Source organism: Paenibacillus sp. KACC 21273 (genome assembly GCF_028736095.1).
In the GTDB taxonomy this organism is placed as follows: domain Bacteria; phylum Bacillota; class Bacilli; order Paenibacillales; family Paenibacillaceae; genus Saccharibacillus; species Saccharibacillus kyungheensis.
Window position 1 is genome coordinate 5176239 of the sequence record NZ_CP117876.1, and the last position, 22955, is coordinate 5199193.

The 22955-nt window shown below is 39.8% G+C and carries 20 protein-coding genes, 1 tRNA gene and 1 other RNA gene; 3 read left to right on the plus strand and 19 right to left on the minus strand.

Annotated features, from left to right (window positions below):
- Positions 1-185: 185 nt before the first annotated feature.
- The 14 genes from PQ460_RS22680 to PQ460_RS22745 all read right to left on the minus strand — a co-directional run bounded on the left by PQ460_RS22680 (position 186) and on the right by PQ460_RS22745 (position 16054).
- Positions 186-773 carry an AAA family ATPase gene (locus tag PQ460_RS22680; protein WP_274171282.1) on the minus strand — a complete coding sequence of 196 codons (588 nt, stop codon included), beginning with the start codon at positions 771-773 and terminating at the stop codon, positions 186-188.
- Positions 770-1195 carry a MarR family winged helix-turn-helix transcriptional regulator gene (locus PQ460_RS22685; protein ID WP_274171283.1) on the minus strand — a complete coding sequence of 142 codons (426 nt, stop codon included), beginning with the start codon at positions 1193-1195 and terminating at the stop codon, positions 770-772. The genes PQ460_RS22680 and PQ460_RS22685 overlap by 4 nt, the downstream gene beginning before the upstream one ends.
- A 932-nt stretch (positions 1196-2127) precedes the next feature.
- A complete protein-coding gene (locus PQ460_RS22690; protein WP_274171284.1) occupies positions 2128-2907 on the minus strand; it encodes a hypothetical protein in 780 nt (259 codons plus the stop codon).
- Positions 2908-3617: 710 nt separating this feature from the next.
- Positions 3618-3982: a transfer-messenger RNA gene (ssrA, locus tag PQ460_RS22695) on the minus strand.
- A gap of 107 nt (positions 3983-4089) precedes the next feature.
- Positions 4090-4227: a hypothetical protein gene (locus PQ460_RS22700; RefSeq protein ID WP_274171285.1), complete on the minus strand. Its 138-nt coding sequence runs from the start codon at positions 4225-4227 to the stop codon at positions 4090-4092.
- A gap of 138 nt (positions 4228-4365) precedes the next feature.
- The gene (smpB, locus tag PQ460_RS22705; RefSeq protein WP_274171286.1) at positions 4366-4848 is read right to left on the minus strand and encodes an SsrA-binding protein SmpB; all 483 of its coding nucleotides are present in this window, start codon (positions 4846-4848) and stop codon (positions 4366-4368) included.
- Between the two features lie 175 nt (positions 4849-5023).
- Positions 5024-7786 (minus strand): ribonuclease R, encoded by a 2763-nt coding sequence (gene rnr, locus PQ460_RS22710; RefSeq protein WP_274171287.1) that lies wholly within the window; start codon positions 7784-7786, stop codon positions 5024-5026.
- Between the two features lie 425 nt (positions 7787-8211).
- Positions 8212-8442, minus strand: a complete 231-nt coding sequence (gene secG / locus PQ460_RS22715) for a preprotein translocase subunit SecG (RefSeq protein ID WP_069325812.1) — start codon at positions 8440-8442, stop codon at positions 8212-8214.
- Positions 8443-8782: 340 nt separating this feature from the next.
- Positions 8783-10087, minus strand: coding sequence for a phosphopyruvate hydratase (gene eno / locus PQ460_RS22720; protein ID WP_204826913.1), 1305 nt, complete (start codon positions 10085-10087; stop codon positions 8783-8785).
- Between the two features lie 81 nt (positions 10088-10168).
- Positions 10169-11713 (minus strand): 2,3-bisphosphoglycerate-independent phosphoglycerate mutase, encoded by a 1545-nt coding sequence (gene gpmI / locus PQ460_RS22725; protein ID WP_274171288.1) that lies wholly within the window; start codon positions 11711-11713, stop codon positions 10169-10171.
- The gene (gene tpiA / locus PQ460_RS22730; RefSeq protein ID WP_204826911.1) at positions 11714-12466 is read right to left on the minus strand and encodes a triose-phosphate isomerase; all 753 of its coding nucleotides are present in this window, start codon (positions 12464-12466) and stop codon (positions 11714-11716) included.
- A gap of 104 nt (positions 12467-12570) precedes the next feature.
- Complete coding sequence (locus tag PQ460_RS22735; protein WP_273614397.1) at positions 12571-13752, minus strand: phosphoglycerate kinase; 1182 nt, start codon at positions 13750-13752, stop codon at positions 12571-12573.
- Positions 13753-13886: 134 nt separating this feature from the next.
- On the minus strand, positions 13887-14891 hold the full coding sequence (gene gap, locus PQ460_RS22740) for a type I glyceraldehyde-3-phosphate dehydrogenase (protein ID WP_273614396.1): 1005 nt from the start codon (positions 14889-14891) through the stop codon (positions 13887-13889).
- A gap of 131 nt (positions 14892-15022) precedes the next feature.
- The gene (locus tag PQ460_RS22745) at positions 15023-16054 is read right to left on the minus strand and encodes a sugar-binding transcriptional regulator (protein WP_069325818.1); all 1032 of its coding nucleotides are present in this window, start codon (positions 16052-16054) and stop codon (positions 15023-15025) included.
- Between the two features lie 250 nt (positions 16055-16304).
- Here PQ460_RS22745 and PQ460_RS22750 point away from each other — a divergent pair.
- Both PQ460_RS22750 and clpP read left to right on the plus strand, forming a co-directional pair.
- A tRNA-Arg gene (locus tag PQ460_RS22750) sits at positions 16305-16379 on the plus strand.
- A gap of 356 nt (positions 16380-16735) precedes the next feature.
- Positions 16736-17332, plus strand: coding sequence for an ATP-dependent Clp endopeptidase proteolytic subunit ClpP (gene clpP, locus PQ460_RS22755; RefSeq protein WP_273614395.1), 597 nt, complete (start codon positions 16736-16738; stop codon positions 17330-17332).
- 158 nt (positions 17333-17490) lie between these two features.
- On the opposite strand, the gene PQ460_RS22760 is transcribed toward clpP, so the two are convergent.
- Complete coding sequence (locus PQ460_RS22760; RefSeq protein ID WP_274171289.1) at positions 17491-18648, minus strand: PdaC/SigV domain-containing protein; 1158 nt, start codon at positions 18646-18648, stop codon at positions 17491-17493.
- Between the two features lie 355 nt (positions 18649-19003).
- Positions 19004-19765, minus strand: a complete 762-nt coding sequence (locus PQ460_RS22765; protein WP_273614393.1) for an SIMPL domain-containing protein — start codon at positions 19763-19765, stop codon at positions 19004-19006.
- 292 nt (positions 19766-20057) lie between these two features.
- Here PQ460_RS22765 and PQ460_RS22770 point away from each other — a divergent pair, with 292 nt between their 5' ends.
- Entirely contained in the window at positions 20058-20519 is a 462-nt protein-coding gene (locus tag PQ460_RS22770; RefSeq protein ID WP_273614392.1) for a stalk domain-containing protein, read from the plus strand.
- 73 nt (positions 20520-20592) lie between these two features.
- Here the strand turns inward: PQ460_RS22770 and PQ460_RS22775 are convergent, their stop codons facing one another.
- From PQ460_RS22775 to PQ460_RS22785, 3 genes are all read right to left on the minus strand, one after another.
- On the minus strand, positions 20593-20862 hold the full coding sequence (locus tag PQ460_RS22775; RefSeq protein WP_069325823.1) for an HPr family phosphocarrier protein: 270 nt from the start codon (positions 20860-20862) through the stop codon (positions 20593-20595).
- A gap of 148 nt (positions 20863-21010) precedes the next feature.
- Positions 21011-21949: a DNA-binding protein WhiA gene (gene whiA, locus PQ460_RS22780; protein WP_204826904.1), complete on the minus strand. Its 939-nt coding sequence runs from the start codon at positions 21947-21949 to the stop codon at positions 21011-21013.
- Between the two features lie 5 nt (positions 21950-21954).
- Entirely contained in the window at positions 21955-22947 is a 993-nt protein-coding gene (locus tag PQ460_RS22785) for a gluconeogenesis factor YvcK family protein (protein WP_204826903.1), read from the minus strand.
- Positions 22948-22955 lie beyond the last annotated feature (8 nt).

A 22955-nucleotide genomic window follows, 5' to 3' on the forward strand; every position in this document is an offset into this window, starting at 1 on the left:
ACGGGGAGACTTTCTTTACGTAAGCTGAAAAGGTATATCTGGTTATAGTTATTAGCTATGGCAAAACAAAAAGCAATGTAGACAGGGAATTTCTAACTCCAATACATATCTTTATACACTCAAACATTAATCATATTGCCTCTAGCGGATACAGCAGAACTTATATCCCAGACGACAAAAATAATTTAAAACCTTATCTGTTTTAGCGTAGTTTTATAATGATCCATCTTTTTCTGAAATGCACTTCGAGAATCCTTTATTAAGCGAAGCTGACTTCGATCTGCAATCTCCTCGATGATCTGATCGATACTTTTATCGTCTGTTATAATTTTCTCTTCTGTAATGAAATGGTCAAAAGCATACATACACGGCTCAATTCTTTCCCTCGTCCATGTTCCCCGTTCAAAGCGCTTTTTGAGTCTTTTCTCAATCGTTTCCTTTTCCGCATAAAGGATAAAGTGATATACTTCTACACCATCTCTCACTAAACGACCGATAATTTCCTCATAATAGCGAGGATCGATCAATGTCATAGGTGCAATAATAGTCCCTTCATATGTAGACGATAAATATTTCAGCATATCGTAATTAAACGAACGCCACTGTGTATGGTCTTGAAAATTGGGTTCATGTAAAGCTATAGGTATATTTTTACGAATAAAATAGCCAACATTCTCAGGATCATATACGAATGAATCAGGCAATCTTCGATGTAACTCATATGCACAAGTCGATTTGCCAGAACCGTAAGCTCCATTAATCCAAATAATCATTGGAACACCTCATCTTCTAAATGCTGTGCCACTTTCCCCAAAATCTTTTCAAACTTCTCAGCTTCTTCTGGCTCAAGCGGATCATAGAAAAATTTAATCATTTTCTCTGAAAATGCCGCTTCGATCTTCATCATGTCGAACCCTTTATCACTTAGTTCTAGTGTAAATCTTCTTTTATCTTTCAGATTCTCTTTTTTGATCACATATTGATGCTTTAATAATGTTTTGACCATTTCAACGACAGACGATTTTTTCACACTCAATCGGTTAGCAATTTCCGTAACCGTAGCTCGATCTCCATCCTTATGTAATTTATAAATAGCGATTAAATATTGATAACTATTGAAGGTCATTTCGCCGTATCCAGCTTTTAAAAACTCGGCGGTTAACTGACGGTTAAAGAACTTGTAGCACGTGTCCATACTTTTAAAAATAGTCATAGGTTCTCCTTTTCGAAATTTAGTGAGTTAGGCTACCTAACATAATAAACGAGAATAATAGATTTAGCAATGCCAACTAGCTAAAACAGTATAGAGATACAAAAAGGCCACTTATAAAAAAGATGGTCTTTCTGCTACTAGATCACTATCTATTTTTAAATAACGTAAACTACAAAATCTTGACTCTGATAACGAGTACATAAAAAATTGTAAACATGATTGGAGCCAAATAAGGAAGTTCTTCCATATGTAGCATATAACTTAAAAGGTCAAGCACAAGGAACATAAAGGATTCTGTTCATATGTAAGGTAGGGGACTAATTCAAAAAATAGATACCCAAAAAACCATTCCTGAAAAAGCTCCAATACTTGAAAATAATATGAAGCGCACAGCCTCGCTAAACAATATTTTTTCTAAAAATACAGAATAAATAAATTATACACTAAGATATAGAATTATGATATTTGATAACCTGCTAAATAAATTCTAAATTTCTAACTTAACAACTCTGCAAATGATATAATAATGAAGTGTTAGGAAGGAGGTGATTACTTTGGACCTTCTTGCTCTGATTGCAGCATGTATAGGGTTACTGACTGCACTAATCAATTTGTTTATTGCATTGCGTAATTCCGCTGACAAAAAGAAAAAAGACTCTAAGCGCTCCCAACGTTTAAAGTCCCAAAGAAAGAAAAAGTAATGATCTGAACAGGCAATAATATTGCCTGTTCCCCTAACACAATTATACCCCAACTCATCATATTACAAAAGATAATATGATGATTTTCTTTATTTTTCTATGAGTTTAATACATTCTTATATTTTTAACTCATCTCAAAATATAAAGGAGGGAAAACGATGCTACAGTATATCACTTTAGCAGTAACACTAATAACTTTGTGCATCAGCTTTTTCACACTCTCAATTGTGATTCGTCGTCAGAAATAAACATATTCTTTATTTCTGATCTTATTTTCATATCAGTTTGTAAAAATGCTGTTAGCTTAATCTCAATCTCATTATTTTTAATAATTAATTTATTTGAAACGGCTGCATTATAAAAAAGATGCATAAATGTAAACATAGTATTCGAAATAATCCACATTGTTTTTCTGATATATTTTGGATGATATCGATCATGGAAACTAAATATAAACTGATTATCATCTAACTTCTCTATTAAAGAGTGTGCATCAAAAGCATTACCGTGAGCAACATTTTGATTAATAAGATCTTTATTATGTTTTATCACTTTAGAATGCTCAGGGAAGCTTTCAGCTAACCATTTATAAACCTTCTCTTTTAATTTCTTCTCCTTATATTGCCGATCCTTTTGTAATTCATCAATATTACTTTTTTGATTGCTAAACACGAATTCAGTTTCTGGAAAGACCAAAGAATAAGCAGCCAAACACCCCAATTCCAATGCATTTCTCAAATCCATATATGCTTGATTCATATGTAGTCTAATGATTGATAATCCAGCCAGTTTTAACATCTTATCTAATTTCATATATAAAACTTTAAAGTTATAAACCTCTTCAACATTGTTGAAAAAATTGTCTTCTTTAAGAAAATAATCTCCAAAGTATTCGGAGATTTCTTGAAGATATAAAAAATAATCTCCATGCGATAACTCAGCTTCAATTATTAGTTCATGCTCTAATCTTGAAATATTTTCGAAAAAACCCAATATAGCACCTCATTTTATAAATATTTATTCATATTATCCATATACAACTACTTAATAAAAAGCCCATAGCGTATATTTAATTTAGTAATTTTAGTCAATTGATTTGTAAAATGAACTCACCCTCTGCCAATGATAGTTAGTAGAGAGAGATTATTTGTTTTAAGCAGCACGATTGCTCAGTACAAGTTCGAATAATCCTGTAGCTAATAGTTTAACTAATGCTCCAGACCATAAAAGTAACGTTAGGCTAAGATCAGTAAACGGTTGGGCTGTCCAATTAAGGTAAGCAGTCTAAAATTTCATCAGCTTACTACTCAGAAGCCAGCTATATCCAAAGACTTGCCACTATCACCACACTATGTGAGCAATGTCGTCAAGTCGTAAGAAAGACAAGTTATCCAATAGAGGTTTGTGTTTTAAAATGAACGCTTCCAGCAGTTTGCGGTCAATATCGGTCTACAGAAAAAGAAATTAAGGACTTGGTGTTCAATTTAAAAGAGAATTGAAGTTATATCGAAATGGATACGCAAAAATAACTCACCCAGTCTATGTTCCGGTGAATTATCCTTTAAAAGGACGAAAATATATGAACAATAGTAAGTTGTTTCCTGTATAAAAGAAAAAGACACCGCCCTCGAATGGCTGGTGTCTTTTTCTCTACCACTTTCCGTACCTGAGAAGTCCCCATATAATATAGAAAGCTAGTATTTCAATGGAGGCGAGGGGAGTCGAACCCCTGTCCGAAGGCAACGTTACATAAGCTTCTACGGGTGTAGTGACAGATTTGATGTCACCCTAGGAACTCCCTGTCACCGGATTCCCTTTGGGTCAGCCTGGTTATCTTATTCAGCACACCTCAGGCGGAGATGTGACAGCGTAGCCCACTATTAGTTGGGCCCTCGTCCTGGCACATGGGCGATGCGAGGGGAGAGCACGCTCACAGGTTATTAAGCTGCGAAAGCGTAGTTAGTTTGTTGTTTGCCGTTTAATAGGCTTTAGCGTTGATAAAGCGGACGCGTCCCCACTACCCGCTACCCATGCTCGAACTACCCCCGTCGAATCCATAAACGCCCCCTTAATAAAAAGGGTGCTGGATTAGAACGGATCACATGAGTCTCGTTATCCGAATATACAGCAACAGTCTTTCCCTCCATAAGAAAGAACTGTAAAGTGTGTCATGTATCAGCAATATGCTGTTTCTACTGAAAGAATATACAACGACCACAGACTATGAGTATACCACATTTTAGGCTCTGTGAACAGTTGTACGAATACACCAACGTTGTTCTGAGATCCATACCATGTTGTTCCTCTAGCCATTATCTGCTCTGTAAGCCAGCACGTACTAACCTCATCGCTGATTCACACCAGCTTCACTATCCATTTACCCATCTGTCTGTTAATTGTAACTAACTCACTACAAAATGATGATGACTTCGCTTTTCAACGTTTACTTACTTAACGAGAAACCTTCTGATTATCCCGTAGTGCGCGTTGAATATCACGATCTGCATCTTTTTTGGCAGCAGACGCACGTTTATCATGCTGTTTCTTACCTTTTCCTAGACCGATTAATAGCTTGGCATACCCGTTGCGGATATAGATTTTGAGCGGAACGATGGTATATCCGTCTCGCTTGGAAGCACCGATCAATTTGCTGATCTGACCTTTATGCAGTAGCAATTTACGAGTACGTGTCGGATCGGTTGGATTCGCACGATTACCTTCTTCAAAAGGGCTGATATGCATATTGTGCAAAAATACTTCGCCATTACGAATCGTCGAGAACGCATCTCCAATATTCGCTCTTGCGCGGCGCAATGATTTGATCTCTGTTCCGGTTAAGACCATTCCTGCTTCATACGTATCTTCGATAAAATAATCGTGTGATGCTTTTTTGTTCTGTGCAAGAACTTTACTTTCACCCTTTTTAAGTGCCATAAGGGTTCACTCCTTTATAAACGAATTAGTTAACTATGACTTATGTTATACCTTGCAGATTTACTTTGTTATCTATACTTGTCTACCTATCATTTTAAATAAAGACCGGCATTTCTTCATCCTCTCTCCTCATTCTAAGGTATACAGAGAAAGAAGAAAGCCGATCTATCGTTATTTATTCAGGTTTTTGCTCGGTAGATTTCGGTTTACGTTTGCGTGGACGACTTTTTTTCACTTCGCCACCTGTTTTACCTGTATCTACTTTAGCCGAAGACGTTTGGATATTGCCTGCTTCTGGATCGAATACAGGACCTTCTATCTTTTTGCGTCTTGGTGCCGGGCTACCTTTACGCTTTTTGCTACTTTCGACAGGGCTGTTATAGCCGCCTTTTCCTGAACCGAAGTTAAAGTTACGAGAATTGTCTTTACCCGAACTTTTCGGAGCATTGGTCGAAATGCCTTTCGCTTTTTTAGGCTTACCCTCACCTGTATTGACAGCTGTCGTACTGTCCGGGTTGCGTGGTTGAGTAGTCGGTACATTTACCGCAGTCGTCTGACCGGAAGCTGCCGCAGATGATTTACGTTTGCGTCTGCCTGGCTTTTTACTGCCTGTATCTGTAGTAGGCGCTACTGAAGTGCTAGGAGCTTTGGTCGCTTTGGCAGCCTTCGCTGCTTTACCGAATTTCGCCGCTTTACTAGCTGCTTTGTTTTTACCACGATCTCCGCCACGTCCACCTCTACGGTCGCTATCTCCACGCGGAGGACGAGCACCACGATCTGCGCGTTCAGGACGATTGCTTTTCGGCATATCTTTAAGCTCAAAGTCGATCGTATGATCTTCCATATTCACGCGGGCTACACGTACCGTAATTGCATCACCGATACGATAGATTTTGGAAGTACGTTCACCAAGCAAGATCATTTGTTTATCGTCAAAATGATAATAATCGTCGGTCAGCATTCCTAAGCGGATCAGACCTTCTACTGTATTATCCAGCTCGATAAACATACCGAAGCTTGTCACACTGCTGATAATACCTTCGAATTCTTCGCCCACTTTATCCAGCATATATTCCGCTTTTTTCAGTTGATCGGTATCGCGCTCTGCATCGACAGCCACACGCTCACGTTCTGAAGATTGTTGCGCAATATCTGCCATACGAGAATTCAGATAATCCTGGCGCTTCGGCTTCAGCTTACCACCATTTTCGATCACTTCACGAATCACGCGGTGAATAACCAGATCGGGATAACGACGAATCGGCGATGTAAAGTGACTATAATAATCTGCGGCTAGTCCAAAGTGACCTGAACTGTCTGCGGAATATTTCGCTTGTTTCATCGAACGAAGCATCATTGTGCTGATCACTGTTTCTTCTTTTTCACCTTTGATATCTTGCAACAATTGTTGCAAGGCACGTGGATGAATATGATCGCCTGTTCCTTTGATCACATGACCAAAGTTGGAAGCGAATGCTAAGAAGTTCTGTAATTTCTCTTGATCTGGATTCTCATGAATACGATACAAGAAAGGCACTTGAAGCGTACTGAAATGCTCGGCTACCGTCTCATTCGCTGCTAGCATAAACTCTTCGATAATCTGTTCTGCTACCGAACGCTCACGCTTCACGATATCGACCGGTCTACCTTTTTCATCTAAAATAATCTTCGCTTCGTCAAAATCAAAATCAACTGCGCCACGACGAGCACGCATCTCACGTAACTGCATCGCCAATTCACGCATCAATTTGAAATCTTCGACAAGCGGAGCATAACGTTCTAACAATTCTGGATCTTCATCTTCCAAAATTTTGCGTACATTCGTATAGGTCATACGCTCTTTGGTTTTGATCACACTGGTAAAGATTTCATGCTTCACGACTTTCATATGCTCATCGAATTCCATTTCGCATGAAAGGGTAAGGCGATCTACCTGTGGATGTAGACTACAGATACCATTAGACAAGCGATGAGGTAGCATCGGAATGACGCGATCCACTAGATACACACTACATCCGCGGTTGTAGGCTTCAATATCAAGCTTAGAGCCTTCTTTGACGTAGTAGCCTACATCTGCAATATGAACGCCCAGACGGTAATGTCCGTTCTCGAGACGCTCTACATTGACCGCATCATCCAAGTCTTTGGCATCTTCACCATCGATCGTTACGATATTTTTGTCGCGTAGATCACGTCTACCTTGTTCGACGATCTCTGCATCTGTAATAGAATCAGGAGCCGCTTGCGCTTCATCCATAATTTCATCAGGGAATGATTCTGGTAATTGATGCTTACGAATAACAGATAAAATGTCTACACCTGGATCATCTTTGTGACCCAACACTTCAACAATTCGTCCTTCTGCTGCTGCTCTGCCTTCTGGATAGCTGACGATTTCAGCAACCACTTTTTCCCCTTCAACTGCACCACCGAATGACTCTTTAGGCACAAAAATATCGCGGTTAATCCGCTTGTCATCAGGGATAATAAATCCGTACGTATCGAGTCCTTGAAATACACCAACGATGCGTGTATTTTTGCGAGTAATCACGCGGACCACTTCGCCTTCCATACGACCACCTGTCGTACTGCGAGAAGTGACTTTCACAAACACGATATCACCGTTCATCGCCGTTCCCATATCATTGGCATTGATGTAGACATCGCCATGCTCTTTTTCCTCAGGAATCAGAAAAGCAAATCCTTTAGCATGGGCTTGAATACGTCCACGAACCAGATCCATATGTTCAGGTAGACCATAACGATGAGACTTGTTCTGCACGATCACTCCTGTGTGCTCAAGTTCATTTAATATTTTGACCAATTCTTTAAAATCAGAAGCCGCTTGAATCTCTAACTGCTGCTCCAACTCTTGATAAGTCATTGGTTTATAATCGATACTTTTTATTACATCTAATACTTGTTGTTCAGTAATCATATCATTTCACCTCGGACGACCTTCAGGGTAAGCTTATGTTCCCTTCTTGATCCGTATGTACAACTGTATGCATTGTAGCGTTTAGTATACTCATACCCTAGTATACACTAAATTAATCTCACTCATTCAATTCGCTTCAAATATTCAGTTGCCTGTATTGATCTGTATAAAAAAAGAGGGCAGTTCTATTATCCCCTCCTTGGTTGGGAATAACAAAACTGCCTGAAAAGTATTGCACATCATGGACTTCGGTCTTACATGTCTTGCATGGGAATAATGGACAAGCTCGGGAACAATTCCAAGTATAGTTCCTTTATATGAATTCTCTATGAACAATCACTAACCAAAGAACAATCTTTTGCCTAACATATAAAAATCGCCTGAACCGGTAAAATGATGCTCTACCGAATCAGGCGATTCATGATTTAACTAAAGACCGCTACAAGAATAGCTAAAACAAAAAATCCAATAGCTAGACCTACTGTTGTACGTTCCAACACCAGTTCCATTCCGCGCGCTTTGGTTTTACCAAAAAGATGTTCCGCACCGCCGGAGATGGCACCAGAAAGTCCAGCACTTTTACCTTTTTGAAGTAGAACAATAACGATCAACCCAACGGAAAAAATCATGAGCAGTACTTTCAAAGTCAATAACATGAATTCCACCTCCTCAAACGAATACGCCGAACATCTATCGTTATCATATAAGAACAATAGCGATTGACTATCACTATCGTATGTAATAATCGTATAGAAAACAGCATTCTTATTTTAGCATATTTTTCAAGTGAAAAGCAATCTTTTTACGCCGATATGTATGATTAAGTCAGTTTTTGAAGCTTACCCTTCTTTTTTACGTGTCAACATATTCATAATCTTAGCCAACACCTATCTATACAAAAACAACCACCCGGCATGATACCGGATGGTTGTGATCTATCTTTTGACCTTTGATCATCTTCTTCTAAAAGAATCTGAATCCAAAGTTAAAAGTCAATTATTTAGTCAAGCCTCTGTGTGCAGTCAAGTTATAGAAAGATTTAAGACCATCGTATTTAGCAAGGTCACCCAATTGATCTTCGATGCGAAGCAATTGGTTATATTTAGCAATACGGTCTGTACGTGAAGGAGCACCTGTTTTGATTTGTCCAGCATTTGTCGCTACAGCGATGTCAGCGATTGTGCTATCTTCGGATTCACCAGAGCGGTGAGAGATAACAGCTGTGTAACCAGCGCGTTTAGCCATTTCGATCGCATCAAATGTTTCAGAAAGTGTACCGATTTGGTTAACTTTAACAAGGATAGAGTTACCAATACCTTCTTCAATACCACGACCAAGACGCTCAGTGTTTGTTACGAACAAGTCGTCACCAACCAATTGAACTTTGTCTCCCAATTTCTCAGTTAACAATTTCCAACCTTCCCAGTCATCTTCAGAACAACCATCTTCGATTGTAATGATTGGGTATTTATCAACCCATGAAGCCATCAAGTCTACGAACTCAGCAGAAGTGTATGATTTACCTTCGCCAGCAAGTTCATATTTACCGTTTTTGTAGAACTCAGTAGAAGCAACGTCCATACCCAAGAATACGTCAACACCTGGTTTGTAACCAGCTTTTTCGATTGCTTCGATAATAGAAGTCAATGCTTCTTCGTTAGATGTGAAGTTAGGAGCGAATCCACCTTCGTCACCTACAGAAGTGCTAAGTCCTTTAGCTTTCAATACAGATTTAAGGCTGTGGAAAATCTCAGCACCTGTACGAAGAGCTTCTTTGAAGCTAGGAGCTCCAACTGGCAATACCATGAATTCTTGAACGTCAACGTTGTTATCAGCGTGCTCACCACCGTTGATGATGTTCATCATTGGTACTGGCAATTGTTTTGCGTTGAATCCGCCCAAGTATACATACAATGGAAGGTCAAGAGCATCAGCAGCTGCACGAGCAGTAGCCATAGATACTGCAAGAATAGCGTTAGCACCCAATTTAGCTTTGTTAGGAGTACCATCCAATTTGATCATTGCTTTATCGATACCCAATTGATCCAAAGCATCCATACCAATGATTTCTGGAGCGATGATTTCGTTAACGTTCTCTACTGCTTTAAGAACGCCTTTACCCAAGTAACGAGATTTGTCTTCGTCACGAAGTTCTACAGCTTCATGAGCACCAGTAGATGCGCCAGAAGGAACGATAGCGCGACCCAAAGCGCCAGATTCCAAGTATACTTCAACTTCAACTGTAGGGTTACCGCGGGAGTCAAGAACTTCGCGTGCATAAACATCAGAAATAATAGTCATGGTTAAATGTTCTCCTTTTAAATCGTTATTTTAGATCATACATGATCATTACATTTTAAGTCATATCTTTATAGCGAGCAATTACTTACGGCTGTTGACAATAGATGTACCTGTCATTTCTTCCGGTTTAGGTAATTGTGCAAAATCAAGAATGGTTGGAGCGATATCACCTAAGATACCACCTTCACGCAAAGTAACATTTTTATCTGTGACGATAAATGGTACAGGGTTTGTTGTATGTGCCGTCTGCGGACGACCCAATTCATCAATCTCTGTCTCAGCGTTACCATGGTCAGCAGTAATTAGGGCTACGCCACCTTTAGCTAGAATCGCATCTACGACTCTACCTACACACTCATCTGTTGTTTCTACCGCTCTGATTGTAGGCTCTAGCTTACCAGAGTGACCTACCATATCAGGATTAGCAAAGTTCAAAATGATAACATCTTGACGCTCTGCTTCAATCTCAGCGATACAAGCATCTGCTACTTCACGTGCACTCATTTCCGGTTGTAGATCATACGTAGCGACTTTAGGAGAGTTAATCAAGATACGAGTCTCACCTTCAAGTTCTACATCACGACCGCCACTGAAAAAGAATGTAACGTGCGGGTATTTCTCAGTCTCAGCAATACGCAATTGTTTTTTGCCATGCTGTACTAAGACTTCACCAAGCGTGTTGCTCAGATCTTTAGGGCCATACGCTACCGTTCCACTTACTGTATTGCTGTATGTGGTTAAGCATACATAGTACAGGTTTTTCGGTTGTGCATGTCCACGATCAAATCCTTCAAATGCTTCTTGCGTAAAAGCTTGAGATAATTGAATTGCACGGTCAGGACGGAAGTTCAAGAATATGATTGAATCTCCATCACTTACTGTACCGACTGGTTTTTCTTCACTATCCACAATAACAGATGGTTCAACGAATTCGTCAAATACTGAATTTTGGTAAGAAGAAGAAATAACGTTTTCTGGATCTTTGAATGCCGGACCTTCGCCAAAAGCGATAGCACGGTAAGCTTTTTCCACACGTTCCCAGCGTTTGTCACGATCCATTGCATAATAGCGACCTTGAACGGTAGCAATTTTACCTACGCCCACTTCTGCTATTTGAGCAACCAATCGTTCCATATAACGTTTACCGCTATCTGGTGATACGTCGCGTCCATCCAAGAATACATGAATCAGTACATCATGGAAGTCTTCGCGTTTAGCCATATCCAGTGTAGCGAATAAATGATCGATATGACTATGTACACCGCCATCGGATAACAGGGTGAACACATGCAATTTTTTGCCGTTTGTTTTTGCATTTGTAAATGCGCCAACCAACGCTTCATTTTGGAAAAAGTCTCCATCACGAATCGACTTGGAAATACGAGTCAAATCTTGATATACGATACGGCCTGCACCGATATTCAAGTGACCTACTTCCGAGTTACCCATTTGCCCTTCAGGCAGACCTACAGCTTCACCACAAGCAGTTAGTGTAGTGTGTGGGTATTCGCTTAGATATCTATCATAATTCGGTTTTTTCGCTTGAGCAACGCCGTTGCCTTCTACTTCTGCGCGCAGACCGAATCCGTCCATAATGATTAGTGCTACTGGTTTGGGTGCTGACATTTACTTCGCCCCCTCAACGAGCTGAATGTAAGAATCAGGTTGCAAGCTTGCGCCGCCGACAAGTGCGCCATCGATATCGCTTTGTCCCATGTACTCCTTCACATTCTCCGGTTTCACGCTACCGCCGTATTGAATACGAACTGCGTTAGCCACTTCTTCGTTGTATAGACCTTTAACCAATTCACGAATATAAGCGATAACTTCATTCGCATCTTGGGATGTAGAAGATTTGCCTGTTCCGATTGCCCAGATTGGCTCATAAGCGATTACTGTTTCTTTCGCTTGATCTGCACTTAATCCGACAAAAGCACCTTCTGTTTGTACTTTACATACTTCTTTGGTTTGGTTAGCTTCACGCTCTTCAAGCTTTTCACCTACACATACGATAGGAGTCAAACCATGACGGAAAGCAGCATGTACTTTTTTATTAACGATTTCGTCTGTTTCAGCAAAATATTGACGACGCTCAGAGTGCCCGATGATTACATAGTCCACACCAAGATCTTTCAACATTACGCCACTGATTTCGCCAGTGTAAGCACCATTGTCTTCGAAATGAAGATTTTGTGCACCGATTTTGATAGAAGTTCCTTTTACTGCTTCAACCAAAGCAGGAAGATTAGTGAAAGGAGCGCAAATTACGCTTTCTACGCCATCTACTTCTGCTTTGCCTTTGATATCTTCAATAAACGCTTTTGCTTCAGGAACGGTTTTGAACATCTTCCAGTTCCCTGCAATAATTGGTGTTCTCACTGCGATATCACTCCTTCTGTTTGCATAACTACAGTGTTCTGATCGAAGCCACACTGAAGTGCTTTGTACAATCCAAAGCACTCAAATCTATATACATTTTAAACTTATTTATCGTTCAATGCCACAACGCCTGGAAGAGCTTTACCTTCCATAAACTCTAGGGAAGCACCGCCACCTGTAGAGATATGGTCCATTTTATCAGCTAAGCCGAATTTCTCTGCTGCTGCTGCGGAATCACCGCCACCAATGATAGTGTAAGCTTCAGTTGTTGCACATGCTTCTGCTACTGCTTTTGTACCACCAGAGAAAGGTGCGATTTCAAATACGCCCATTGGTCCGTTCCATACAACCAATTTGGAGTTTTTGATTACATCAGCATAAATTTCACGAGTTTTAGGACCGATGTCTACGCCTTCCCAAGCTGCTGGGATTTTATCAATCGTTACGATATCTGTGTTAGCATCTGCGCTGAAATCGTCAGAAACAACGATATCTACTGGAAGATACAATTTTTTACCTAATTTTTTTGCTTTTTCCATGAATCCAAGTACAACATCCAATTTGCTTTCGTCTAGAAGAGATTGTCCTACTTCATGACCTTGAGCTTTGAAGAATGTGTAAGTCAATCCACCACCAATAATGATGTTGTCTGCAAGTGTGATTAGGTTATCGATAACATCGATTTTGTCTTTTACTTTAGATCCACCTACGATTGCTGTGAAAGGACGTTCTGGGCTAGTCAATGCTTTACCCAATACATCTAATTCTTTCTCCATCAAAAGACCAGATACTGCTGGCAAGTGGTGTGCAATACCTTCTGTTGAAGCATGCGCACGGTGAGCTGCACCAAATGCGTCATTTACGAATAGATCAGCCAATTCTGCAAAAGATTTAGCTAAGTCTGCATCGTTTTTCTCTTCACCAGGGTAGAAACGTACGTTTTCAAGAACCAAAACGTCGCCTTCTTTTAATTCAGCGATTTTTGCTTTTACTGCATCGCCAATAGCTTCGTCAGCTTTAGCAACCGGTTGACCTAGCAATTCAGATAGACGCTCTGCTTGTGGAGTTAAGCGTAGTGATTCAACCACTTCACCTTTAGGACGACCCATATGACTTGCAAGTACAACTTTTGCACCTTTTTCAACTAGATATTGAATCGTTGGTAAAGTTTCACGGATACGTTTGTCATCTGTGATTTTACCGTCTTCCATAGGTACGTTGAAATCTACACGTACAAATACCACTTTACCTTTTACTTCTACATCACGAACACTTTTCTTATTCATTATATTGTTCCTCCATGCCCTGAATTTTGATTAACGAGCAATTTAAAACAGATATTCATTTAGAAAAAGCGGAAACACAAGAAACCTGTTTCCGCTTTATGGAATTAATATTTATTTCAGTTCACGAAAGATTCTTACGCTTTGTTAGCGAAGTACTCAAGAGTACGAACCAATTGTGCAGTGTAAGACATTTCGTTATCGTACCAAGCTACAGTTTTAACCAATTGGTGGTCACCAACAGTTAGAACGCGAGTTTGAGTAGCATCGAATAGAGAACCGAAAGTCATACCTTTGATATCAGAAGATACGATTTCGTCTTCAGTGTAACCATAAGTTTCAGCATCAGAAGCAGCTTTCATAGCAGCGTTAACTTCATCAACAGTAACTTTTTTCTCCAAAATAGTTACCAATTCAGTAAGGGAACCAGTTGCTACAGGAACACGTTGTGCTGCACCATCCAATTTACCTTTCAATTCAGGGATAACCAAACCGATTGCTTTAGCAGCACCAGTTGTGTTAGGAATGATGTTTTCAGCAGCTGCACGAGCACGACGGAAGTCACCTTTAGCATGTGGAGCATCCAAAGTGTTTTGGTCGCCAGTGTAAGCATGAATTGTAGTCATCAAGCCTTCTACTACTCCGAATTGATCTTGCAATGTTTTAGCCATAGGAGCAAGACAGTTCGTTGTGCAAGAAGCACCAGAGATTACAGTTTCAGTACCATCAAGAATTTCATGGTTTACGTTATAAACGATTGTTTTCATTTCGCCTGTAGCTGGAGCAGAGATAACAACTTTTTTAGCACCAGCTGTTAAATGTTTCTCAGCTGCTTCTTTAGTTGTGAAGAATCCAGTACATTCAAGAACGATATCCACACCAAGATCTCCCCAAGGAAGTTCTTCTGGGTTACGGTTAGCTAGAACTTTTACTTCTTTTCCGTTTACTTTGAAGAATCCGTCATGAACTTCAACTTCGCCGTCAAATTTACCTTGAGTTGTATCATATTTCAACAAGTGAGCCAACATTTTAGCGTCAGTCAAATCGTTAATTGCTACTACTTCAATACCTGCTACATTTTGAATACGACGGAAAGCCAAGCGTCCAATACGTCCGAAACCATTAATACCAACTTTAACCATGAGTTAATTCCTCCTAGAGATAGTGTATTTAATTTATTTCAAGACATACCTTATAAAAGGCATGTCAAGACAACATTATAGAGTAAATCTTGTGTGCCGACTGCTAGACGTTCGAAAATGAAGCAAAAGGACTAGTCTAGTTCTTTCACAATTTCTCTAGCAGCGGCTTCGTCAATGACCAGAATATCTTCCTGACCGAATTTGAGTACAGCATGAATCGATTTGGCTTTGCTACGACCTCCAGCAATACCGATAACCACTTCCGCTTTGGAAATATCATCGAGCTGAAGTCCCATCGTTAACATCTGGTGCACCGTCTCACCCTGTTCATTAAAATAATGACCGAATGATTCAGCAACAGCTCCAGCGGCATGAATTTCTTCCGCTGCCTCGGGTTCAAGTCTACGGCGACGCACCATCTCCATCGCATCTCCAATTCCATGCATGATGATACGTGCTTTACGAATCAGACCGACAATTTCGCGGATATTCTGATCCTGATAAAGCAATTCATAAGCATCTTCACGCAATAAATCTGGAATATGCAACAATCGATATTGTGCGCCTACACGCTTTGCCATAGTGGAAGCAATCGAATTCGCCTGAAATTCCATACTCTCTCCAAGTCCGCCTCTTGCCGGTACGAACCAGGCATTCTTGAGAGGTGCTGGTATGGATGGACTGAGTTGCTCAGCGACTTCAGCTAATGTAAAGCCTCCTGTAACAGCAACGACATCGTCCTCACGGATGACACTGAGCAGCGCTTTGGCTCCTGCTCGTCCAAGCTCTTGCTTAGCCATAATAGATATGTCACTATCACCAGGAACGACAATTACTTGTCTCAACTTATAGAAAGTGCGAATACGTTCTTCCAGATTCGATAATCCAAGCAGTTCCTGAATAATAGGTTCAAGCTCATCAAGCAATTGCTTGCCTGCTTCACTAACCTTCATTCCCGTACTTTCAATCTCAAGTAACCCTTGCGATTTGAGAAGATCGGTCTCTGCACGTAAGACGCGTTCAGTCATATTAAGCGATGTGGCGAGTGATCTTCTTCCAACCAGCCCTACCATCATAACCTGATGCAGAATCGTATATCTTTTTTTGAGTACTTCGGTGAGATCGGGCAGAAGCTGCTTTTGTATTTCTAATATTTTCCGCATGCATTCCACTCCTGCAACTTATCTCGCTCAGTGTTCATTATATCCGCGATTCTTAATGGACTCAAAATGTCCCGGCATAACTTTTTAAGTCCCACGTCTATCTTAACCAATTTTTCATGCAGAAGCAAGTTTTTAACACAACTATTCTGTGAGAGGTTGATGTTATCGTTTTTATCCGTGATTTCCTCCCAAGCTAACTTGCTTTTTATAGGTAGATATCCTATAATCAATCGTACTGCTGTTTTGATGTGCGCCCGTGGTCCAATGGATATGACGTAGGCCTCCGAAGCCTGAGATCCAAGTTCGATTCTTGGCGGGCGCGCCATTTATATTTTTTATTTCATTATCTTTTTTACATAAGAATCGGTATGATCGAATGCCTTTTGATATGTTCTATCATATCTAAGAACTATTTGCGCAACATTAAGTGATTGACTTATAAATGCAGAACACCCTTTAACCAGCCTATGCTGGTTATTTTTATACCCAAATTTTGGTTGCCCTCTTCTTCATTAACCGATTTTACTGATGTTCCTACACTTTTGGTCAGGATAGTTTGACTTTCTTTGACTTTTGATTCGAATTATCCTATAATGTGGTAAGAACAATGAGTATCTTCTAATACAATATTTGATCTATAATTAATCTATTATGATGTACAACTTTGAAGGAGGGTTTCTAGTGAGTTATATTCCAATGGTCGTTGAACAAAGCAGTCGTGGAGAACGTGCCTATGACATTTACTCTCGTCTGTTAAAAGACCGCATTATTTTTCTAGGTTCTGAAGTTAATGATGTTGTAGCTAACGCGATTATTGCACAAATGCTGTTTCTGGAAGCCGAAGACCCGGAGAAAGACATCCACCTATATGTTAACAGTCCAGGCGGTTCGATCACTGCGGGAATGGCTATTTACGATACAATGCAATTTATCAAAGCTGATGTATCTACCATCTGTGTAGGTATGGCTGCAAGTATGGGTGCATTCTTGCTTAACGCTGGTGCTAAAGGTAAACGTTTTGCTTTGCCTAACAGCGAAATCATGATTCACCAACCACTTGGTGGCGCACAAGGACAAGCAACAGATATCGAAATCCGTGCTCGTCGTATTCTTAAAATGCGCGACAAATTGAACAAAATTCTAGCTGATCGCACAGGTCAACCGTTGGAACGTATCGAAAAAGATACAGACCGCGATTACTTTATGACTGCTGCTGAAGCACAAGAATATGGCATAGTTGATAAAGTGATTGAAAATACACCTCCACAAGGGGTATAATTTTACTCCAGCATGCTGGAACAACACGCGAAAAAGCCTCCGGGATATAAACCGGAGGCTTTTTTGTATTCTTTTTTATAATAGTAAGTCTAATAACTGCTACATTTACTTCATAATATTGCAATTACTCTATCATCCGATCACTTATATTATCAAAATTAAGCTTTGTACGCATCCAGTGGATTTACACCTGTAGGTAACAATTTTTTGAAAGTAAATGAGAACTCTGGTGTACCTGCTGCATATGGTGCAATTTCGTATTGTTGGAAATAGATTGTTAGTCCACTATCTGTTAAATAATATCCTTGATTAGCAGCAATTCCTTTAAAACTATCTGCAAAGTAAAGATCTTCTTTTTTGATTTCAGCATTAATGACTTTGTCGATGTCTTTACGATAATTGCTATTGGATTTGAGTAGATCACTCAATTGAATTTGCTTACCGTCTTTCAACGAGAATGTCATCCCAGTTAGCGTAGCCCCGCCGTGTGCACCACCGAGAAATTCATAGTCGTTTACTAACACACTTAATACACCGTTACGATTATAAGTTACTTTATAACCACTATCTATTTCATATGTCATAGCTGAATCTTTAGGAGGAGCCCCTAATTCTTTAGCTTGTTTTTGTGTTTGTTCCAAATAAGTTTGCGCATGAGCTTTGAAAGCTTTATTAATAGCTACTTCAGCTTCTGAATTGTCCAAACCAGATATGACTGGATATTTAATATTAATCTCTGTATAGCTGTTCGTTTTGGTCGGTTTTAGAGTAGCTGTTGTTAGTTCAATATTATTCATGCCTTCTTTTGTTATATTTACAGTACGTGTAGCACCATTCCATACCGCACGATATCCGAATTGATCTGTAACTGCTTTGATAGCTACATAAGAAGTACCATTGACTATTTTAGCATCATAACTATCTCCAACCGTACTACCATTTAAGGTAACAAATACACCGTCATTTACATCTACTCCTAGAGCAAATGATGCTTTATTTTTGTCTTTGGTCACGGTAACTGTTTTCTCTTTAGCATTGTACGTTACTGTAGCCCCGATTGCTTTGGCTGTGTCTTTTAAAGGAAGTAGCGAACTACCATTTGGACTCACAATCCCTGTTGTAGCGATCGCTTTTCCTTCTACTTGTACATGAATAGCTGATTTAGCAGTAGACGATGTTGCAGCCGCCGCTTGTACTGTATAAGAAGTTCCTGGTAGAACAGCTACCGTTCCTACAGTAGCCATCGTTGTTGCTAACAGAAACGCAGAGATTTTTTTCAAATATGCTTTAGATGTATTGTTTTGATTCGTGTTCATTCCTTATCTCTCCTTTAACATTATGTATCATGTTATATTTGGTTTAACCTTCTTTATTATATCCTTAACATTTATCAAGAGATTTACAAATCACTCAATATCAATTTACAACATAGTCACGATTGCACTACTAAAAATGATGAAACTGTAAAACATTTTTAGGTTTTTCTGCTGAATATCAAAAAAACGTTTATCTTGCTCATGTAGATATTGAACAAGATAAACGTTTCTAATTTGAGGACTGCTCTGCTTTAGTAAACTTCTACTATACTGAAACGATACGTGGATTTGCACGTATAATTAGTTACAATTCTGATTATTTTGCTCTAATCAGATTCATTCACGCTTCAATCTGTTAATTCATAGCATACTGCACGTTAAGTGTAGCATTCAATTCAATCGTACCTGGCTCAATATTTGTACCGGCAGCATCAGGAGTATCCAACGCTTTAGCACTTTGTTTTTCCATATATACAACAGGTGGTGCACTTACACCTGGATCACTTACGGACAACAAGCTTCCGAGTGAAAGGTTTGCTGCTTTTGCAATCGATTGAGCTCTTACTTTTGCATTAGACATTGCTTTGGCAATGACTTGCTCTTGATAGGTATCTTCATTTTCGATCCCAAAGCTTACAGAACCGATATTGTTAGCTCCTGATTTAGCAGCAGCATCCAACAATGAACCTAATTTGTCCAAATCACGATAAGTCACTTGCAAACTATGATATGCCGTATAACCTGTAACTTTTTGCGGGTCTTTACCGTTATAATCATAGTTGGGTTGTACATAGAATTGAACACTCTCAATATCCGCGTTTGGAATTTTCCATTCTCCTTTGAGCAAAGTATTCAATTTTGCCATTTTCTCAGCATTTGCTGATTGGGCTTTGGCAGCAGTCGCTGAAGTTGTCTGTACTCCGATCGTTAGATATGAGATGTCTGGTTTGACTGTTAACTTACCTGTACCACTCACATTAATCACACCTGGTGCTGTTGTAACTGCCGTTTCCGCTGCATAAGTTGTATGACTAGGCAGTGCTACAAACGCACTCATACCAGTTAGTAATGTACCTGCGAGCATCAATGAAGCTAGGGATTTACTTGTTCTTTTCATTTTATTCACTCCTTAATTGGTTGTACCTACTAAACGATAAGGAGCAAATAAAAGTTGCATCATTGATTATTTGAGCGATTATGGAGAGAGGAGTTGTTTTTCAAACTCGGCCGAAAAATAGAGAGATCAGACAAGAGCGTATGTATTTCACACAACAAGTTGAGCATTGTTCAAGTTCATCGTGACAAGTTAGATTATTTTTTTTATAATCTCATATAATCCCACCATTATGGACTTTAGCGCTATAATGAGTACACGAGATCGGGAATAATAGAATGAGGGGAGAGTCACCATGTCAAAAAACAAATATCTATGGAGTTCCATTTTGCTTATGATGAGTATTCTAATTTTTAATACAACAGCCGTTCAAGCTGCCACTCCAGCCAAGCCGCGTGAAGTGAAGTTAGAATGGAATGGAACACGCCTTCCGCAAAATGGTCTTTTGATCGGTGGTAATACGATGATTCCAGTCGTTATGCTACGTGACTCTATAGGAATGACGTTACGATATGAATCTGGCGTCAAAACATATACGTTATTGCAAAATGATGATCAGCTCGATATGATCATGAGCAATTCTGGCGTAACGATGCGTCTGAATAATCATCAATGGAATGGGCCTGATGCTACAGTGGTCAATGGACGGATGTATATTCCATTTGCTGTATTGCGAGATGGCTTCGGATATCAAAGTTCATGGAATGCGTTTCAATTAAAATTGAACTTTGCTAAAAAAGGCATTTTTCTAAGCTAATTGATGCTAACTATACAAAAAAACCGCCACAGCAATCTGTGACGGCGTGCCCTCCATATATGCTATGGGGGGCTTATTGGTTTTCTAATTCTTCTTTGCTTACTAGACTGACTAAAGCGTTTACAGCAGATTCTGAATCTGCGCCTTCAGCACTAATGTATACTTCAGTGCCAGAGCTGATTGCAAGGCTCATAATGCCCATGATGCTTTTAGCATTCACTTTTTTATCGTCTTTTTCAACAAAAATCTCTGAAGAATATTTATTCGCTTCCTGTACAAACAATGCTGCAGGTCTTGCGTGTAATCCCGTTTTCAATCGAACAACAACCGGGTGTTTTGTCATGAGATCGTTACCCCCTATAATACATATTCATTACATCTATTGAGCGTGCATACGCAGCTCACAGTGTTTAATACCATGTTCATAACACTATACCATTATAGCACGCACCGTACTAGAAAAAAATAAAGCTTACGTGAGATTATTTTATTCAAGCATAGTGTTCATTGCGCATCTTTTCAGCCATCTCGTCTAATTTGCGTAGTCGATGATTGACGCCAGACTTACTGACTCCACCTTTAAGCATTTCGCCTACTTCTTTGAGATTCATATCGGGATGTGCTAGACGAATCTCTGCTACTTCACGCAATTTATCAGGCAATTGTTCAAGTCCAATACGGCGCTGAATAAATTTGATGTTATCAATCTGACGAACTGCTGCACCAATCGTTTTGTTCAAGTTAGCTGTTTCACAATTTACGATACGATTTACGGAATTACGCATATCTCGCATAATACGAACATCTTCGAATTTGAATAGCGCTTGATGAGCTCCGATAATACTCAAAAACTCAATAATTTTTTCGCCTTCTTTGATATACAAAATAAATCCTTTTTTGCGTTCAATACAGCGAGCATTCAATTCAAATTCATTCGCAAGATCAACAAGCGCCTGACATTGTTCTTCATACATCGATGCAATCTCCAAATGATACGATGATCCTTCTGGATTGTTCACCGATCCACCTGCCATAAAAGCACCGCGTAAATAAGCACGTTTACAGCAGTTTTTGCGTACCATTTCCGTATTAATGCCCGGGGTAAACATAAATCCTTCAGACACAATTTTAAGTGTAGTCAGAATGCTTTGTACACCCATCGGAATACGAACAATGTAGACATTATTTTTTTTGAGACGCATTTTTTTACGCACCAGTAATTCAGTATGCACAGCAAAATGCTTTTTGATCAGGGAATAGATCCGTCTTGCGATAGCGGCATTTTCAGTAGAAATATCCAAAATCACTTTCTTGTTGGAAATTTGCACTGAACCATTCATCCGTATAAGCGCAGACAGTTCTGCATGTTCACAACAGTCATCAGCCTCTACCATCGTTAATTCTTTTTTCGTCTGCGCCGCAAATGACAATGGACTCACCCTTTCGATAACATAGATTTTTTAACTTGTTCATAAATATGATGACTTAACTTATCTGCATCATGACGAAGATAGGTTCCATAGAGCACCAGTTTGTCTGCAATAACTTTGTATCCGAGCGACTCCACCGTTTCCAGATCCAGAATTACTGGCTTCGCTCCTTGTTCGGCATACCGTTTTTGCATTTTCAAAGGAATAGGATCGTTATTCACAATCACATAATCAAATAAGCGATGACCGACATGCTCATAGATCGCATTCAAATGATCACTTACTGTATAATGATCTGTTTCTCCCGGCTGTGTCATCACATTGCAGATAAATAATTTGAGCGCATTTGAATTCAATATCGCATCTGCAAGCTTATGCACAAGCAAATTGGGCAACAGACTCGTATACAGACTGCCAGGTCCGATCAGAATCGCATCTGCCTGCTGAATAGCGAGTACCGCATCAGGCAATGGTTCTACATGATCAGGTTCTAAAAAAATGCGTTTGATTTTTTGACCGGCTTCAGGAATCTTCGACTCCCCAGTGACGATAGAGCCATCCTCCATCTCGGCGTGTAGAATAACAGCCTGTTCTGCTGCTGGAAGCACTTGTCCTCGCACAGCAAATACACGACTCAATTCTCGAACAGCAGTCACGAAATCACCCGATATGTCTGTCATTGCTGCCAGAATCAGGTTACCTAAGCTATGACCTGCAAGTCCTTCGCCTTTTTGAAAACGATATTTGAGCATCTCTGATAAAAGAGGTTCTACATCCGCCAAAGCGGTGAGTACATTACGAATATCACCCGGAGGCGGCATTTTTAGTTCGTCTCGAAGAATACCAGAACTTCCACCATCATCTGCTACAGTAACGATAGCTGTAATATCCAATGGCTTTTCTTTGAGACCTCTAAGCATTACCGACAACCCGGTGCCACCACCCATAACCACGATTCGCGGACGAACCACAGGTAAAGTGGGTTGTGAAATAGACATATCTTTCA

Bases quoted from the DNA above. Each gene is read 5' to 3' on its own strand.
- PQ460_RS22785 (WP_204826903.1), bottom strand. From the start codon at position 22,947: ATGTCTATTTCACAACCCACTTTACCTGTGGTTCGTCCGCGAATCGTG.
- smpB (WP_274171286.1), bottom strand. From the start codon at position 4,848: ATGGCACTTAAAAAGGGTGAAAGTAAAGTTCTTGCACAGAACAAAAAA.
- gpmI (WP_274171288.1), bottom strand. From the start codon at position 11,713: ATGTCAGCACCCAAACCAGTAGCACTAATCATTATGGACGGATTCGGT.
- PQ460_RS22770 (WP_273614392.1), top strand. From the start codon at position 20,058: ATGTCAAAAAACAAATATCTATGGAGTTCCATTTTGCTTATGATGAGT.
- PQ460_RS22700 (WP_274171285.1), bottom strand. From the start codon at position 4,227: ATGGCTAGAGGAACAACATGGTATGGATCTCAGAACAACGTTGGTGTA.
- PQ460_RS22735 (WP_273614397.1), bottom strand. From the start codon at position 13,752: ATGAATAAGAAAAGTGTTCGTGATGTAGAAGTAAAAGGTAAAGTGGTA.
- PQ460_RS22760 (WP_274171289.1), bottom strand. From the start codon at position 18,648: ATGAACACGAATCAAAACAATACATCTAAAGCATATTTGAAAAAAATC.
- PQ460_RS22745 (WP_069325818.1), bottom strand. From the start codon at position 16,054: ATGCGGAAAATATTAGAAATACAAAAGCAGCTTCTGCCCGATCTCACC.
- PQ460_RS22680 (WP_274171282.1), bottom strand. From the start codon at position 773: ATGATTATTTGGATTAATGGAGCTTACGGTTCTGGCAAATCGACTTGT.
- PQ460_RS22685 (WP_274171283.1), bottom strand. From the start codon at position 1,195: ATGGACACGTGCTACAAGTTCTTTAACCGTCAGTTAACCGCCGAGTTT.
- gap (WP_273614396.1), bottom strand. From the start codon at position 14,891: ATGGTTAAAGTTGGTATTAATGGTTTCGGACGTATTGGACGCTTGGCT.
- PQ460_RS22765 (WP_273614393.1), bottom strand. From the start codon at position 19,765: ATGAAAAGAACAAGTAAATCCCTAGCTTCATTGATGCTCGCAGGTACA.
- PQ460_RS22775 (WP_069325823.1), bottom strand. From the start codon at position 20,862: ATGACAAAACACCCGGTTGTTGTTCGATTGAAAACGGGATTACACGCA.
- secG (WP_069325812.1), bottom strand. From the start codon at position 8,442: ATGTTATTGACTTTGAAAGTACTGCTCATGATTTTTTCCGTTGGGTTG.
- rnr (WP_274171287.1), bottom strand. From the start codon at position 7,786: ATGATTACTGAACAACAAGTATTAGATGTAATAAAAAGTATCGATTAT.
- eno (WP_204826913.1), bottom strand. From the start codon at position 10,087: ATGACTATTATTTCTGATGTTTATGCACGCGAAGTTCTTGACTCCCGC.